The sequence below is a fragment of the Nocardioides humilatus genome (genome assembly GCF_008373755.1).
GTDB lineage: Bacteria > Actinomycetota > Actinomycetes > Propionibacteriales > Nocardioidaceae > Nocardioides > Nocardioides humilatus.
Genome location: NZ_VUJV01000009.1, coordinates 1 through 13,718 on the forward strand (window position 1 = coordinate 1; position 13,718 = coordinate 13,718).

Sequence of the window (13,718 nt, forward strand, 5' to 3'; positions counted from 1 at the left end):
CACCAACTGCATGGACCCGACCAAGACCTACTGGCGCAACACGCAAAGAGCCCCGGGCCGAGGGCCGGGAGCTCTTTGACTGACACATGTGCCGCGACTAAGGTGTCCCCTTTGTCTCGACACATCACATGGTGGAGCCTAGGGGACTCGAACCCCTAACCCCCTGCTTGCAAAGCAGGTGCGCTACCAATTGCGCCAAGGCCCCCGGGTGGGGAAAGCCAGGTCAGGAGAGCTGGTCGGTGGCCTCGGCCCAGAGGGCCTGCTCCGCCTTGCTCTCCTGGAGCTTCCTGACTGCGAACGCGACGCCAGCCGCGGCGAGTGCCGTGAGAACGAGCTTCTTGAGCATGCGTTCCTCCTCTGGAGTTGGCCACGGATGGACCTTGCGTTGAGTGGGCCTAACAGGACTTGAACCTGTGACCTCTTCCTTATCAGGGAAGCGCTCTAACCGTCTGAGCTATAGGCCCGGGTGGTCTACGTCAGGGTGGAAGCCCCATCCGTAGACCGAGGAGGAACGTTACCGGACGATGGGCGGAGGGACCGAATCGGGCGCCGCCCTGGAACGGTCCGGCTCAGACGTCCTCGGCCAGGGTGACCTCGATGCCACCCAGCAGGGCGGCGGCCATGTTGTAGAGGAAGGCCGTGAGGGTGGCGCTGGCGGTGATCAGGATGACGTCGATGGCCGCGACCAACATCGTGAAGCCGAGGACCCGGCTGGTGCCGACGTAGTCCTGGATCGCGAAGGTGGAGACGTCCTCGCCGCCGATGCCTTCCTGGATCGTGCTGTTGATCGACTCCCACACACCAGCGGCGCCGAGGACCTGCCACACCATCGCGACCGAGACCACGGTGACGACCGCGAAGGCGATCGAGAGCAGGAACGACGTCTTCATGACCGACCACGGGTCGATCCGGGTGAGCCGCAGCCGGGCGCGGCGCGGGCCGCGCGGAGCTGCGGGGCGGTGGTCGGGCGAGACGGCCGCGTGCGGCGGAGGCGGCAGCGGAGCGCCGACCGGGGTGGCGGCCTGAGCCGCTGCCTGCGCCTTCTTGCCGAACCTCGGGCGCGGAGCGTCACTGGTCTTGTTCTCCGGTGCGCTCGTGGGCACGGGCACCGTCGACGGCTCCTTGATGCGGTCCGTCATCAAGCCTCACTCTCGCCGGGGCTGTCCCCGCTGTCGCCCGAGTCGACGGGCTCTTCCGCCTCGATTGTTGCATCCGGGGTGGAAACCGACGATTCGTCCGTCTCGCCGCCATCAGCACCTTCGGCGGGCGTCGCGCCTGCGGTCTCGTCCTCGTCGTCGACCTTGGACTCGACGGAGCGGGCGACCACCGCGACGGAGTCACCGGACTTCGGCGACACGAACTTCACACCCATGGAGTCGCGGCCGGTCGACCGGAAGTTGTCGTCGATCGGGCTGCGCACCACCTGACCATTAGCAGTGATCGAGAGGATTTCGTCGCCCTCCTCCACGATGAATCCACCGACGAGCACGCCACGGGCCTCGTTCTCGAGCTTCATCGCCTTGATGCCGACACCGCCTCGACCGGTCGTCCGGTAGGTGGGTCGCGGGGCTCCGTCCTTGTCGATGTTGACGAGGAGCGGGGTCCGCTTGGCAAAGCCCCCGTCGGTGATGGTGAAGACGAAGTGCGTCGGCACGTCAGGTGCGGTCACCTCGGCGCCCGAGCGGATGACGGACATGGACAGCATCGAGTCGCCGTCGCGGAACTTCATCCCGGTCACGCCCGAGGTGGCGCGCCCCATCGGCCTGATTTGATCGTCGCGAGCGGAGAAGCGGATCGCCTGACCCTTGCGGGAGACGAGCAGGATGTCGTCGTCGGGGCTGACCAGCTCGGCGCCGATCAGCTCGTCGTCCTCCTCGCGGAAGTTGATAGCGATGACGCCGGCCTGGCGCGGGCTGTTGTAGTCGCCCAGGCGGGTCTTCTTCACCAGGCCGTTGCGCGTGGCGAGGACGAGGTACGGCGCCTGCTCGTAGTCGCGGATCGCCAGCACCTGCGCGATCGACTCGTCGGGCTGGAAGCTCAGGAGGCCGGCGACGTGACCACCCTTGGCGTCGCGCGACGCCTCGGGGAGGTTGTAGGCCTTGGTCCGGTAGACACGACCGGCCGTCGTGAAGAAGAGCAGCCAGTGGTGGTTGGTCGTGGCGATGAAGTGCTCCACGACGTCGTCGCCGCGCAGGCTGGCACCGCGCACTCCCTTTCCACCCCGCTTCTGGGTGCGGTACTGGTCGGCGAGCGTCCGCTTGGCGTAGCCGCCGCGCGTGATCGAGACGACCAGCTCGGTGTCGGGGATCAGGTCCTCCATGGACAGGTCGCCGTCGGCCGCGATGATCTGGGTGCGTCGGTCGTTGCCGTACTTCTCGACGATCTCGGCGAGCTCCTCGGAGACGATCGCCCGCTGGCGGGTGACGTTGGCGAGGATGTCCTGGTAGTCCGCGATCTCGATCTCGATCTTGGCCAGGTTGTCGATGATCTGCTGGCGCTGCAGCGCGGCGAGCGAGCGGAGCTGCATGTCGAGGATCGCGGTGGCCTGGATCTCGTCGATGTCCAGGAGGGCGATCAAGCCCTCGCGTGCCTCATTGGCATCCGGGGACCGCCGGATCAGGGCGATCACCTCGTCGAGCATGTCGAGTGCCTTGACGAGGCCGCGCAGGATGTGGGCCCGCTTCTCGGCCTCGCGCAGGAGATACTCGGTCCGACGCCGGATGACCTCGATCTGGTGCTCGACCCAGTTGCTGATGAACTGGTCGACGCTCAGGGTGCGCGGCACGCCGTCGACCAGCGCGAGCATGTTGGCGCTGAAGTTGGTCTGCAGCTCGGTGTGCTTGAGCAGGTTGTTCAGTACGACGCGCGCGACCGCATCGCGCTTCAGGACGACGACCAGGCGCTGACCGGTGCGGTCGGAGGTGTCGTCGCGGACGTCGCTGATGCCCTGGACCTTGCCGGAGTCGGCGAGCTCGGCGATCTTGAGCGCCAGGTTGTCGGGGTTGACCATGTAGGGCAGCTCGGTCACGACCAGGCAGGTGCGGCCCTTGGCGTCCTCGTCGACCTCGATGACCGCGCGCTGGGTGATCGAGCCGCGGCCGGTGCGGTAGGCGGTCTCGATGCCCTCGCGACCGACGATCAGGGCGCCGTTGGGGAAGTCGGGGCCCTTGATGCGCTCGATGAGCGCGTCCTGGAGCTCCTCCCGCGAGGCGTCAGGGTGCTCGAGCGCCCACTGCGCTCCGGCGGCGACCTCACGCAGGTTGTGCGGGGGGATCGACGTGGCCATGCCGACGGCGATGCCCGCGGACCCGTTGACGAGCAGGTTGGGGAAGCGCGCCGGCAGGACGACCGGCTCCTCCGAGCGACCGTCGTAGTTGGGCTGGAAGTCGACGGTCTCCTTCTCGATGTCGCGGACCATCTCCATCGCGAGCGGCGCCATCCGGCACTCGGTGTAACGCATCGCGGCGGCGGCGTCGTTACCCGGCGAGCCGAAGTTGCCCTGCCCCTGCACGAGCGGTGCCCGCATCACCCATGGCTGCGCGAGCCGCACCAAGGTGTCGTAGATCGCGGTGTCACCGTGGGGGTGGTACTGACCCATGACGTCACCGACGACGCGCGAGCACTTCGAGAAACCGCGGTCGGGGCGGTAGCCGCCGTCGTACATCGCGTAGAGCACGCGGCGGTGCACGGGCTTGAGGCCGTCACGTACGTCGGGCAGCGCGCGGCCGACGATGACGGCCATGGCGTAGTCGATGTAGGCCCGCTGCATCGACGTCTGCAGCTCGATGGGCTCGATCCGGCCGCCGGGGCCCGGTCCGTCGCCGCCGCCGAGGTTGCTCTGGGTCTCAGTCACGATTGCTCTTTCTGCGTCGTTCTATCGATATCTAAGGAATCTGCTAGACACTCAGATATCGAGGAAGCGAACGTCCTTGGCGTTGCGCTGGATGAAGGACCGACGCTGCTCGACGTCCTCCCCCATCAAGATCGAGAAGATCTCGTCGGCCTGGGCAGCGTCCTCCAGGGTCACCTGGAGCATCAGTCGCTGGGACGGGTCCATCGTGGTCTCCCACAGCTCCTTGGCGTTCATCTCACCGAGACCCTTGTAGCGCTGGACCGGGTTTTCCTTGGGCAGCTTCTTGCCCTGCTCGGTGCCGTCACGCATGAGCAGGTCGCGCTCGGCGTCGGAGTAGACGAACTCGTGCTCGTGCGGCTTGTTCCAGCGCAGGCGGTAGAGCGGCGGCTGCGCCATGTAGACGTAGCCGTGCTCGATGAGCGGCTTCATGAACCGGAAGAGCAGCGTCAGCAGCAGGGTGTTGATGTGGTGGCCGTCGACATCAGCGTCGGCCATGAGCACCACCTTGTGGTAGCGCAGCTTGGCCTCGTCGAACTCCTCGTGGATGCCGGTGCCGAGCGCGGAGATGATCGACTGGACCTCCTGGTTGCCCAGGACCTTGTCGATGCGCGCCTTCTCGACGTTGAGGATCTTTCCGCGGATCGGCAGGATCGCCTGGATCCGCGGGTCGCGGCCCTGGCGCGCGGACCCACCGGCCGAGTCACCCTCGACGATGAAGACCTCGCACTCCTCCGGGTTGGTCGACTGGCAGTCCGACAGCTTGCCGGGGAGGCTGCCGCCGCCGAGCAGGCCCTTGCGGTTGCGAGCCAGGTCGCGCGCCTTGCGCGCGGCGATGCGGGCGGTCGCCGCGGCCTGGGCTTTGCGGATGATGTCCTTGCCCTCGGCGGGGTTCTGCTCGAGCCAGGCGCCCATCTGGTCGTTGACGACCGACTGGACGAAGCCCTTGGCCTCGGTGTTGCCGAGCTTGGCCTTGGTCTGACCCTCGAACTGGGGGTTGGAGATCTTCAGGCTGATGATCGCGGTGAGACCCTCGCGGATGTCGTCACCGGTCAGCCGGTCCTCCTTCTTCTTGATCAGGCCCCACTCCTCGCCCCACCGGTTGACCAGTGAGGTGAGTGCGGCGCGGAAGCCCTCCTCGTGGGTGCCGCCCTCGGGGGTGTTGATCGTGTTGGCGAAGGTGTGCACCGACTCGTTGTAGGAGGTGCTCTGCCACTGCATCGCGAGCTCGAGGCTCATCGGGTTGGGGACAGCGTCGCCGGTCTCGGCCTCGTAGGAGATGACCGAGCTGATGACGTTCTTGCGCCGGTTGATGAAGTCGACGTAGTCGGCCAGACCGCGGTCGTACTGGAACACCTGCTCGAGCACGCGGTGTCCGTCGCCGTCGGCAGCGTGCAGGTCGTCGGGCGCGTCGGTGTCACCGACGATGGTCGGGTCCTCGATCGCCTCAGCGATCTCCTCGGCGGCCGGGCGCTCGTCGCGCAGCACGATCCGCAGGCCCTTGTTGAGGAAGGCCATCTCGCGGAACCGCGCGGTGATCGTCTCGAGGCTGTAGTTGGTCGTCTCGAAGATCTCGCTCGACGCGGTCCATGTGACCGTCGTGCCGGTCTGCTCGCCCTCCTCGAGAGGACGCACCTGACGCAGCGGGTAGTCGGGGGTGCCGAGGGTGAACGACTGCTCCCACAGGAAGCCGCGGTTCTTGACCTCGAGGTGCAGGTTGGACGACAGCGCGTTGACCACCGACGAGCCCACACCGTGGAGACCACCGGAGACCTTGTAGCCGGCGCCGCCGAACTTGCCACCGGCGTGGAGCACGGTCAGTGCGAGCGTGGCGGCCGGCAGCTCCTGGCCCGGGGCCGTGTCGGTCGGGATGCCACGACCGTTGTCGGTGACGCTCACCGCGCCGTCGGCGCGGAGCGTGATGTTGATCGTGTCGCAGTAGCCGGCGAGGGCCTCGTCGACCGCGTTGTCCACGATCTCCCAGATGAGGTGGTGGAGACCACGCTCACCGGTCGACCCGATGTACATGCCGGGGCGCTTGCGGACTGCTTCCAGTCCTTCGAGGACCTGGATCGCCGATGCGTCGTAGTCGCCGAGCGGGGTGTTGCCATTGCCCTGGATCGGGCTCAGGTTGGGGTTCTGCTCGTCGGTCACGGCACCTCATATGGTCAGGATCTGGACACACAGAAGGCCGTCGCTCACGCTTTAGGGGCGTGCGCCCGGCCTCAGCGCCATGATACCGCTCAAAGTGGCTCAGAACACGTTGCCCATCCCGTGAGTGGGGGGTCTGTGGATGAAATGTGCCGCTGAGCGCCGATCTGAGGCGGTTGAGAGGCCCGAACAGGGGCCGGTCCAGCCCCGGGTACGACGACCGGGGCTCCTGGGCCGCCCAGATCGCTCAGCCGTAGGTATCGCGGGGGCCGCGTCCGTCGCGGAGTCCGCGAGCACCGTGCTTCCAGCTCGGCGCGTTGGGTCCGAGCACCTCGACCACTGTCACCGTGCCGTCGCCGAGCTCGGTGTTGAGGCGCTTGACCAAGGTCGGCGCGAGCAGCTTGAGCTGGGTGGCCCAGGCCGACGAATCGGTCCGGACCACGAGCACGCCGTCGGTCAGCGTCTCGGGGACGGAGTGGGCGCCGATCTCTGCGCCGACGACCTCGGTCCACCGCGCGAAGACGCCCCGCACCTGCAGGTCGAGCCCCCACCCGCGCTGGCCGACCAGCCGGCTGATCTCTCCGCCGAGCAGCTGGGGGTCCCGGTCGTCGGGGTAGGCGCCGCTCATCCCACCCTCGCTCCCGCGGCGAGCGCGCTGCGTCGGTGAACCGGGCTTGCGCTTCCAGCGGTTGGACCGCGCAGCCGGTGCGCCGGGGACGACGGCACCGCGCATCATCGCCCGCGCCAGGTCGAGCCCGTCGGTGCGGTGACTCTCGTCCGGCGACTCGGCGGCCGTCTTGCTGGGCGTCTTGTCAGCCTCGTCATCCGTGGACACGCGTCACCTCCCCTCCGGCCACTGCGTAGGTCGTCCCCGACAGCATGCCCGGGACGTCCGCCTCAACCGCCGCGGTGACAAGGACCTGCTCGGCCCCGGCCACCAGTTCGGCGAGCTGATCGCGACGATCGCTGTCGAGCTCGGCGAAGACGTCGTCGAGGATCAGGATCGGGTCGTCGCCGTCGGCGCGCAACAGGTCGTAGGACGCCAGCCGCAAGGCGAGCGCGAACGACCACGACTCCCCGTGGGATGCATATCCCTTGACCGGCAGTCGGTTGTCCTCCCCCGGACCGAGCGTGAGCAGCAGGTCGTCGCGGTGCGGGCCGACCAGGGTCAGCCCGCGGCCGATCTCCTCGTGCTGCCGGCGGTCGAGCTCGGCCCGGAAGGCGTCCTTCGTCGACTGGTCGGGCGCAGCCTCGACCTTCGCGCTGTAGACGACCCGCGCGTCGTCCCGGCTCGCGCCCCGAGCAACCGCCTCATAGGCCTTGCCCAGGTACGGCGCCAGGTCGGCCACGAGCGCGAGACGCGCCTCGAGCAGCTCGGTGCCGGTGGCGATCAGCTGGTCGTCCCACACGGCGAGGGTCGCGAGCGCCGCGTCGCGGCTGCTGCCGCGAGCGGCGTAGATCGTCTTGAGCAGGCTGTTGCGCTGCTTCAGCACCCGGTCGTAGTCGGCCCGGACGCCCGCCAGCCGCGGGGTGCGGAGGACGAGGAGGTCGTCGAGGAACCGTCGCCGCTCGGACGGGTCGCCCTTCACGAGCGCGAGGTCCTCGGGGCTGAACACCACCGCGCGCAGGATGCCCACGATGTCGCGCGCGCGGGTCAGCGGCGACTTGTTGATGCGCGCCCGATTGGCACGCCCGGGGTTGAGCTCGACCTCGAGCACAGCGGTACGCCCGTCGCGGACGACCGCCGCCCGCACCAGGGCCTGGTCGGCGCCGGCCCGGATGAGTGGCGCATCGGTCGCGACGCGGTGGGACGAGAGGCGCGACAGGTAGTCGATCGCCTCCACCAGGTTGGTCTTGCCCTGACCGTTGCGACCGACGAAAGCCGTGACGCCGGCTTCGAGGGGGACCTCGACGTCGCCGTACGACCGGAAGTCGTGGAGGGTCAGGTGCGAGACGTGCACGTCGCCATCATCCCTCTCGGTGCGGACAGCGCGGCGCGGCGGCCCCGGATTTACGACCGCGTCGCGCGAATGATGTTTGAAGTGCTCCCCAGCGACCTAGGCTGCGTCTCATGACTCAACCTCCTGTTCCGCCGCCGCCGGGTGGCTATGGCGCCCCCGTCCCCGCCGCCCCCATGAACCCGGGCGGCCCGTTCTACATCTCGCTTCTCGGCCAGGAGCAGGGTCCGCTGGACTTCAACACCCTGGCCCAGATGGCGGTCTCCAACCAGATCAAGGCCGACACCCCCGTCCGCTCGGCCGACGCGCAGCAGTACATCGCGGCCAAGGACGTGCCCGGGCTCTACTCCGAGAAGGAGTGGCTGACCGTTGTCCTGCTGTCGTGGCTGCTCGGCAGCTTCGGCGTCGACCGGTTCTACCTCGGCCAGACCGGCCTCGGCCTCGGCAAGCTGTTCACGTGTGGTGGCTGCGGCATCTGGGCGATCTACGACCTGATCATGTTCGCGCTGCGCAAGCAGCACGACGTCGACGGCCGCCCCTTCCGCTGATCTCGAGATGACCCAGACGACCCCGTCCGCTTCTGAGGAGCCCCAGGTAGCTGGCCTCCTCCGACGGCAGTCCCGCGTGACTTTCGCGGACGCCGTCGCTGCGGCCGGGGTCGTCGGCATCGGGGTGTCCTTCGCGCTGTCCCCCGAGCACATCGAGGACGGGCCGGTCATCTGCCCGTTCCGCGCGCTGACCGGGCTGCCCTGTCCTGGCTGCGGTCTCACCCGGTCCTGGGTTTACGCCGCCCACGGCTGGTGGCGCGACTCCTTCGCGTCCAACCCCTTCGGCCTGGTGGTCGTCGCCGGCATCCTCGCGCTCGCGGTGGTTGTCGTCCGCCGCCGGCTTCAACGACAGGCGCCGCCCGACCTCGACAAGGTCCTGCGCCATCCGGTCGCACTCACGATCGGCGGAGTCTGGCTGGCCTTCGGCCTGGTCAGGCTCGTCCTCGCCATTTAGCGGCAGGCGTCAGCCCTTCTTGACGGCGTGGCCGCCGAAACCATTGCGCATCGCGGCGATCGCCTTCATCGCGACGTCGTCCTCCTGGCGCGAGACGAAGCGGGCGAAGAGGCTGGCGGAGATGGCCGGCATCGGTACGGCGTTCTCGATCGCCGCCTCGACGGTCCACCGGCCCTCGCCGGAATCGTCGGCGTAGCCCTTGAGCTGGTCGAGGTGCTCGTCGGCGCGGAGCTGGTCGACGAGCAGGTCGAGCAACCAGGAACGGACGACGGTGCCCGTGCGCCAGGAGGCGAAGATCTCGGGCACGTTGTCGACGATGTCGACCTTGTCGAGCAGCTCCCAGCCCTCGGCGTAGGCCTGCATCATGGCGTACTCGATGCCGTTGTGAACCATCTTGGCGAAGTGCCCCGCGCCCGGCGTCGTGCCGCAATGGACGAGGCCATCGGTGGTGTCGGCAGGCTTGAGCGCCTCGAACGCCGGCATCACCTTCGCCACGTCGGCCTCCGCGCCTCCGTACATCAGGGCGTAGCCGTTCGTGAGGCCCCACACCCCGCCGGACACACCGCAGTCGACGAAGCCGATGCCCTTCTCCGCGAGGGATGCAGCGTTGATCGCGTCGTCGGTGTACTTGGAGTTGCCGCCGTCCACGACGAGGTCGCCCTCGCCGAGCAGTTCCTTGAGGTCGGCGATGGTCGACCGCGTGGGATCGCCTGCCGGCACCATCAGCCAGACCACCTTCGGACTGGGGAGCGCGTCGACCAGCGCCTCGAGGCTGTCGACGTCGGAGAGCTCGGGATTGCGGTCATAACCGACGACCGTCAGGCCGGCGTCGCGCATCCGCGTGCGCATGTTGCCGCCCATCTTGCCGAGACCGATGAGTCCGATGTCCATGTGCGCTCCCCAACCTGGTCGACGTGTTGGGAGGGACGCTAGCGCGGCTAGCCCAGGAGGCGGCGCGGCATGAGCAGGTAGCGGAACGACCCAGCGGTGTCGGACGCGTCCTCGTCCGCGGTGCCGGTGAGGACCACCGGCTTCGAGGCTTGGGTGAAGGCGAGCTCGACGATCGACTCGTCGATCGCACCGAGGCCGTCGAGCAGGAACTGCGGGTTGAAGCCCGTCACCAGGTCGTCGCCCTCGATCTGCGCCTCCACGGACTCCGAGGCCTGCGCCTCGTCACCCGAGCCGGCGTCGAGCGTGAGGACACCGTCCTTGAACGCCAACTGGACCGCGGTGTTGCGCTCCGCGACGAGGGAGACGCGCTTGAGCGACTCGATGAGCTTGAGCTTGTCGATCTTCGCGGTCGTGAGGCGCTCGCTCGGGAAGAGGCTGCGGACCTTCGGGAACTCGCCGTCGAGGAGGCGGGTCGTCGTACGACGGACGCCGCCGGGACCACTGCCCTCGAAACCGATGAGACCGTCGCCGGTGCCGCTGGCCGACAGCGCGATGGTCACCTCGGGACCGGCCGTGAGCGACTTGGCGGTGTCGCCGAGCACCTTGGCCGGGACGAGGGCCGCGAGGCTTGCGTCGGGCTGACCCGGGTTCCAGGACAGCTCACGCTGAGCGAGGCGGAACCGGTCGGTGGCCAGAAGGGCGATGGTGTCGCCCTCGATCTCGATGCGCACGCCGGTGAGGACCGGGAGCATGTCGTCGCGGCCGGCGGCGGTGACCGCCTGGCTGACAGCGTGGGCGAACTCGTCGCTGGCGACGGTGCCGGTAGCAGCGGGCATCGAGGGGATGGATGGGTAGTCCTCGACGGGCATCGTCTGGAGGGAGAAGCGCGCGGAGCCGCAGGTGAGCGACACACGCGTGCCCTCGAGCACGACGTCGACCGGCTTGGCCGGGAGGCTGCGACAGATGTCAGCCAGGAGTCGGCCACTGACGAGGGCAGAGCCTTCGTCGTTGACCTCCGCCAGCAACGTCGCACGAGCCGACGTCTCGTAGTCGAAGGTGGAGAGGACCAGACCCTCGTCGCCCGCCTCGATCAGCAGGCCAGCGAGCACCGGAGCACTCGGGCGGACCGGGAGGCTGCGAGCAGCCCAGGCGACGGCGTCGGCGAAGACATCACGGTCGACACGGAACTTCACGATGCGTCCTTAGAGGAAGTCGGTGGTGCAGCGGCACGGGAGACACCGTCGTGCGGGGAATTACACGCGTGTCGCGGTGGGAGCATCCTGCCACGAGGGCGGTTGTCCACAGTGGGGAGGCGCAGAGATTGTTGATGTCGATTCGGAGCGTAGGAATTATGGGAGTGGTCATAGCGTCGGTGGAATCTGTGGAGAACACGTCCCGACGCAGGTGAGAGCGGGTTTTGGGCTGTGCAATCGGGTGTGGAGTTCGGCGGCACTTCGTAGGGCGAGGTGTGGAGCGCTGGCGGCTGTGGAATGACAGGACCGGTGCGACCACAGAATCCTCCCCGTGTAGTTCGCACCAATTCGTGTGTTTCGTCCACAGGCCAGTGCGCGCTTCGGGATCAGCCCTGGCGGGCTGTCATCTTCACGCGGTTGGTGAGCTCGCTGACCTGGTTGAAGACCGCACGTCGCTCTCCGAGCAGCTGGTTGATCTTCCGCTCGGCGTACATGACCGTCGTGTGGTCGCGGTTGCCGAACTGGGCGCCGATCTTGGGGAGCGACAGCCCGGTGAGCTCGCGGCAGAGATACATCGCGATCTGTCGTGCCATGACCAGGTGACGGCCGCGGCTGGGTCCGGTGAGCTCCTCGATGGAGAGGCCGAAATAGGCAGCGGTCTGGGCGATGATCAGCGGAGCGGTGATCTCGGGCTCGCCGCCCTCGGGGATGAGGTCCTTGAGGACGATCTCCGCGAGCGTCAGATCGACGTCTTGCCGGTTGAGGTTGGCGAAGGCGGTGACGCGGATCAGCGCACCCTCGAGCTCACGGATGTTGGTCTGGATCTTGCTGGCGATGAACTCCAGCACGTCCGGGGGCGCCGTGAGGCGGTCCATCGCGGCCTTCTTACGCAGGATCGCGATCCGGGTCTCGAGGTCGGGCGGCTGCACGTCGGTGATGAGGCCCCACTCGAACCGATTGCGCAGACGGTCCTCGAGCGCCTCGAGCTTCTTCGGCGCCTGGTCGGACGTCAGCACGATCTGCTTCTGCGCGTTGTGCAGGTAGTTGAAGGTGTGGAAGAACTCCTCCTGCGTCTGGGTCTTGCCCTGCAGGAACTGGATGTCGTCGATGAGAAGGACGTCGACCTCGCGGTAGCGCTTCTTGAAGCGGTCCTGCCGGTCGTCGCGGATCGAGTTGATGAACTCGTTGGTGAACTCCTCGGAGCTCACGTAGCGGACCTTGGCGCCGGCATAGAGGCTGCGGACGTAGTGGCCGATCGCGTGGAGCAGGTGGGTCTTGCCCAGTCCTGAGTCTCCGTAGACGAGCAGCGGGTTGTAGGACTTGCCCGGCGCCTCGGACACGGCCACCGCTGCGGCGTGGGGGAAGCGGTTGGACGAGCCGATGACGAAGGTCTCGAACGTGTACTTGGGGTTGAGGCGCGACTCGGGTGGGTGCGGCGTCTGGCCGCTCGAGGTGGGCGCCGCCGGCGGGAACGTGTTGCGCCCGGTGTCGAAGACGGGCGCACCGTCGTACGTCGATGAATCGACATGTCGATTTGTCGACATGTCGCTCAATCCACTTGTCTCCGGTGCCGGGGCGTCGACGGGCGGCGGGTCCTGGACGAGTGCGACGTCGGGGTGCTCGGAGAGAAGCGTCGGGTCGACGGTGACCGCGAGCTGCACGTCATGACCGAACCGATCGGTCAGTGCGTCCTCGAGATGACCCCGGACCCGGCCCTCCAGACGCTTGCGGGTGAAGTCGTCTGGGACGGCGACGATCGCGGTCGTGCCGTGCAGGGTGACCGGCCGGCTCGCCTGGAGCCAGGCGCGTTGAGGCGCCTGCAGCTCCTCGATCACGGCACGCCAGGCCTCCTCGAGGCGGGCGAGTGCCGGGTCGGCACCGGGTGCCTCGCTCCCGTGGTCGATGCGGTTGTCCACGTGCTCGTCGCTGCCCGTCACGGCGTCCTCTCCCGACTCGTGCACCCCTCGGCGGGTGCTACCTCCACAACTTTGTCCACAGGCTGTGCACTGGTGGTCGTTGCCCTGGGCAACGCCTTGCCGAGGCCGTCCCGGAGGGCCTCACATCACGCGTTTGCGCAGGTCAACCGCTAGTTCGTTGATCTACAGCCGACGTCGACGTCGACGCGTGGGTGCTGGTGCCACCCGAACCGGCGGGGAATCCCGGAGAGGTCGAACCTAGACCCGGATGACCTGTGGATCAACCGGTTCTCCACAGGTTCTCACGATGCCGTCCACATTCTTTCGGCGGGGTGTCGGCGCCCATGCGCCGAGTTGGCGTAGGTTCGACGGTTCGCCGGTTTGACCCGTCTGTCGCGTGCCGCGTACCGTTGGGCGGTCATCCGGTGTCGACCGGTGCCGCATGTCCGTGGCCGTCTCCCTCTTCGGAGGGGGTGTTCCGCGGACGCGCGGTGCCAGCCGAAGCTGTCACCAGGTACATCGGGCGGAGCGCTTCCCTGCGCGCCGTCACCGGGCTACGTCGGATGGCCCTTCCCAAGACTTTCCATTTGAGAGGTCCATCGTGAGCAAGCGGACGTACCAGCCGAACAACCGTCGTCGTCACAAGGTGCACGGCTTCCGCCTGCGGATGCGCACCCGCGCCGGCCGCAGCATCCTGTCGAACCGTCGCCGGAAGGGCCGCAAGGACCTCGCGGTCTGAATCGGCGGGCTCACGCCC

General features: G+C 67.9%; 12 protein-coding genes and 2 tRNA genes. 3 read left to right on the forward strand and 11 right to left on the reverse strand.

Features of this window, described 5'->3' with window-relative positions:
* Positions 1 to 129 precede the first annotated feature (129 nt).
* From F0U44_RS20510 to recF, 8 genes are all read right to left on the reverse strand, one after another.
* A tRNA-Ala gene (locus F0U44_RS20510) sits at positions 130 to 205 on the reverse strand.
* Positions 206 to 223: 18 nt separating this feature from the next.
* Entirely contained in the window at positions 224 to 346 is a 123-nt protein-coding gene (locus tag F0U44_RS23315) for a DLW-39 family protein (RefSeq protein ID WP_223163776.1), read from the reverse strand.
* 44 nt (positions 347 to 390) lie between these two features.
* Positions 391 to 464, reverse strand: a tRNA-Ile gene (locus tag F0U44_RS20515).
* A 105-nt stretch (positions 465 to 569) separates the two neighbouring features.
* A complete protein-coding gene (locus F0U44_RS20520) occupies positions 570 to 1,139 on the reverse strand; it encodes a DUF3566 domain-containing protein (RefSeq protein ID WP_149730259.1) in 570 nt (189 codons plus the stop codon).
* Positions 1,139 to 3,769 carry a DNA gyrase subunit A gene (gene gyrA, locus F0U44_RS20525; RefSeq protein ID WP_149730402.1) on the reverse strand — a complete coding sequence of 877 codons (2,631 nt, stop codon included), beginning with the start codon at positions 3,767 to 3,769 and terminating at the stop codon, positions 1,139 to 1,141. The genes F0U44_RS20520 and gyrA overlap by 1 nt, the downstream gene beginning before the upstream one ends.
* Before the next feature lie 135 nt (positions 3,770 to 3,904).
* Positions 3,905 to 5,980: a DNA topoisomerase (ATP-hydrolyzing) subunit B gene (gyrB, locus tag F0U44_RS20530; RefSeq protein WP_246160742.1), complete on the reverse strand. Its 2,076-nt coding sequence runs from the start codon at positions 5,978 to 5,980 to the stop codon at positions 3,905 to 3,907.
* 268 nt (positions 5,981 to 6,248) lie between these two features.
* Positions 6,249 to 6,836: a DciA family protein gene (locus tag F0U44_RS20535; RefSeq protein WP_246160715.1), complete on the reverse strand. Its 588-nt coding sequence runs from the start codon at positions 6,834 to 6,836 to the stop codon at positions 6,249 to 6,251.
* A complete protein-coding gene (gene recF / locus F0U44_RS20540; protein WP_149730261.1) occupies positions 6,823 to 7,962 on the reverse strand; it encodes a DNA replication/repair protein RecF in 1,140 nt (379 codons plus the stop codon). Before recF ends, F0U44_RS20535 begins: the two co-directional genes overlap by 14 nt.
* A gap of 110 nt (positions 7,963 to 8,072) precedes the next feature.
* On the opposite strand from recF, the gene F0U44_RS20545 reads away from it, so the two are divergent.
* Together F0U44_RS20545 and F0U44_RS20550 are read left to right on the forward strand one after the other, a co-directional pair.
* Entirely contained in the window at positions 8,073 to 8,507 is a 435-nt protein-coding gene (locus F0U44_RS20545; RefSeq protein WP_149730262.1) for an NINE protein, read from the forward strand.
* Positions 8,508 to 8,583: 76 nt separating this feature from the next.
* On the forward strand, positions 8,584 to 8,961 hold the full coding sequence (locus F0U44_RS20550; RefSeq protein ID WP_188113594.1) for a DUF2752 domain-containing protein: 378 nt from the start codon (positions 8,584 to 8,586) through the stop codon (positions 8,959 to 8,961).
* A 9-nt stretch (positions 8,962 to 8,970) separates the two neighbouring features.
* Here the strand turns inward: F0U44_RS20550 and gnd are convergent, their stop codons facing one another.
* From gnd to dnaA, 3 genes are all read right to left on the reverse strand, one after another.
* Positions 8,971 to 9,852, reverse strand: coding sequence for a phosphogluconate dehydrogenase (NAD(+)-dependent, decarboxylating) (gnd, locus tag F0U44_RS20555; protein ID WP_149730264.1), 882 nt, complete (start codon positions 9,850 to 9,852; stop codon positions 8,971 to 8,973).
* Positions 9,853 to 9,899: 47 nt separating this feature from the next.
* Positions 9,900 to 11,045: a DNA polymerase III subunit beta gene (gene dnaN, locus F0U44_RS20560; RefSeq protein ID WP_149730265.1), complete on the reverse strand. Its 1,146-nt coding sequence runs from the start codon at positions 11,043 to 11,045 to the stop codon at positions 9,900 to 9,902.
* A gap of 386 nt (positions 11,046 to 11,431) precedes the next feature.
* Positions 11,432 to 12,982, reverse strand: coding sequence for a chromosomal replication initiator protein DnaA (gene dnaA / locus F0U44_RS20565; RefSeq protein ID WP_246160718.1), 1,551 nt, complete (start codon positions 12,980 to 12,982; stop codon positions 11,432 to 11,434).
* Positions 12,983 to 13,562: 580 nt separating this feature from the next.
* On the opposite strand from dnaA, the gene rpmH reads away from it, so the two are divergent.
* Positions 13,563 to 13,700, forward strand: a complete 138-nt coding sequence (gene rpmH, locus F0U44_RS20570) for a 50S ribosomal protein L34 (protein WP_149730267.1) — start codon at positions 13,563 to 13,565, stop codon at positions 13,698 to 13,700.
* Positions 13,701 to 13,718: the final 18 nt, after the last annotated feature.

What these genes read in the sequence shown, in the direction of transcription:
- gnd (WP_149730264.1), bottom strand. Translation starts at nt 9,852, where the DNA reads ATGGACATCGGACTCATCGGTCTCGGCAAGATGGGCGGCAACATGCGC.
- gyrA (WP_149730402.1), bottom strand. Translation starts at nt 3,769, where the DNA reads ATGCAGCGGGCCTACATCGACTACGCCATGGCCGTCATCGTCGGCCGC.
- F0U44_RS20520 (WP_149730259.1), bottom strand. Translation starts at nt 1,139, where the DNA reads ATGACGGACCGCATCAAGGAGCCGTCGACGGTGCCCGTGCCCACGAGC.
- F0U44_RS23315 (WP_223163776.1), bottom strand. Translation starts at nt 346, where the DNA reads ATGCTCAAGAAGCTCGTTCTCACGGCACTCGCCGCGGCTGGCGTCGCG.
- F0U44_RS20545 (WP_149730262.1), top strand. Translation starts at nt 8,073, where the DNA reads ATGACTCAACCTCCTGTTCCGCCGCCGCCGGGTGGCTATGGCGCCCCC.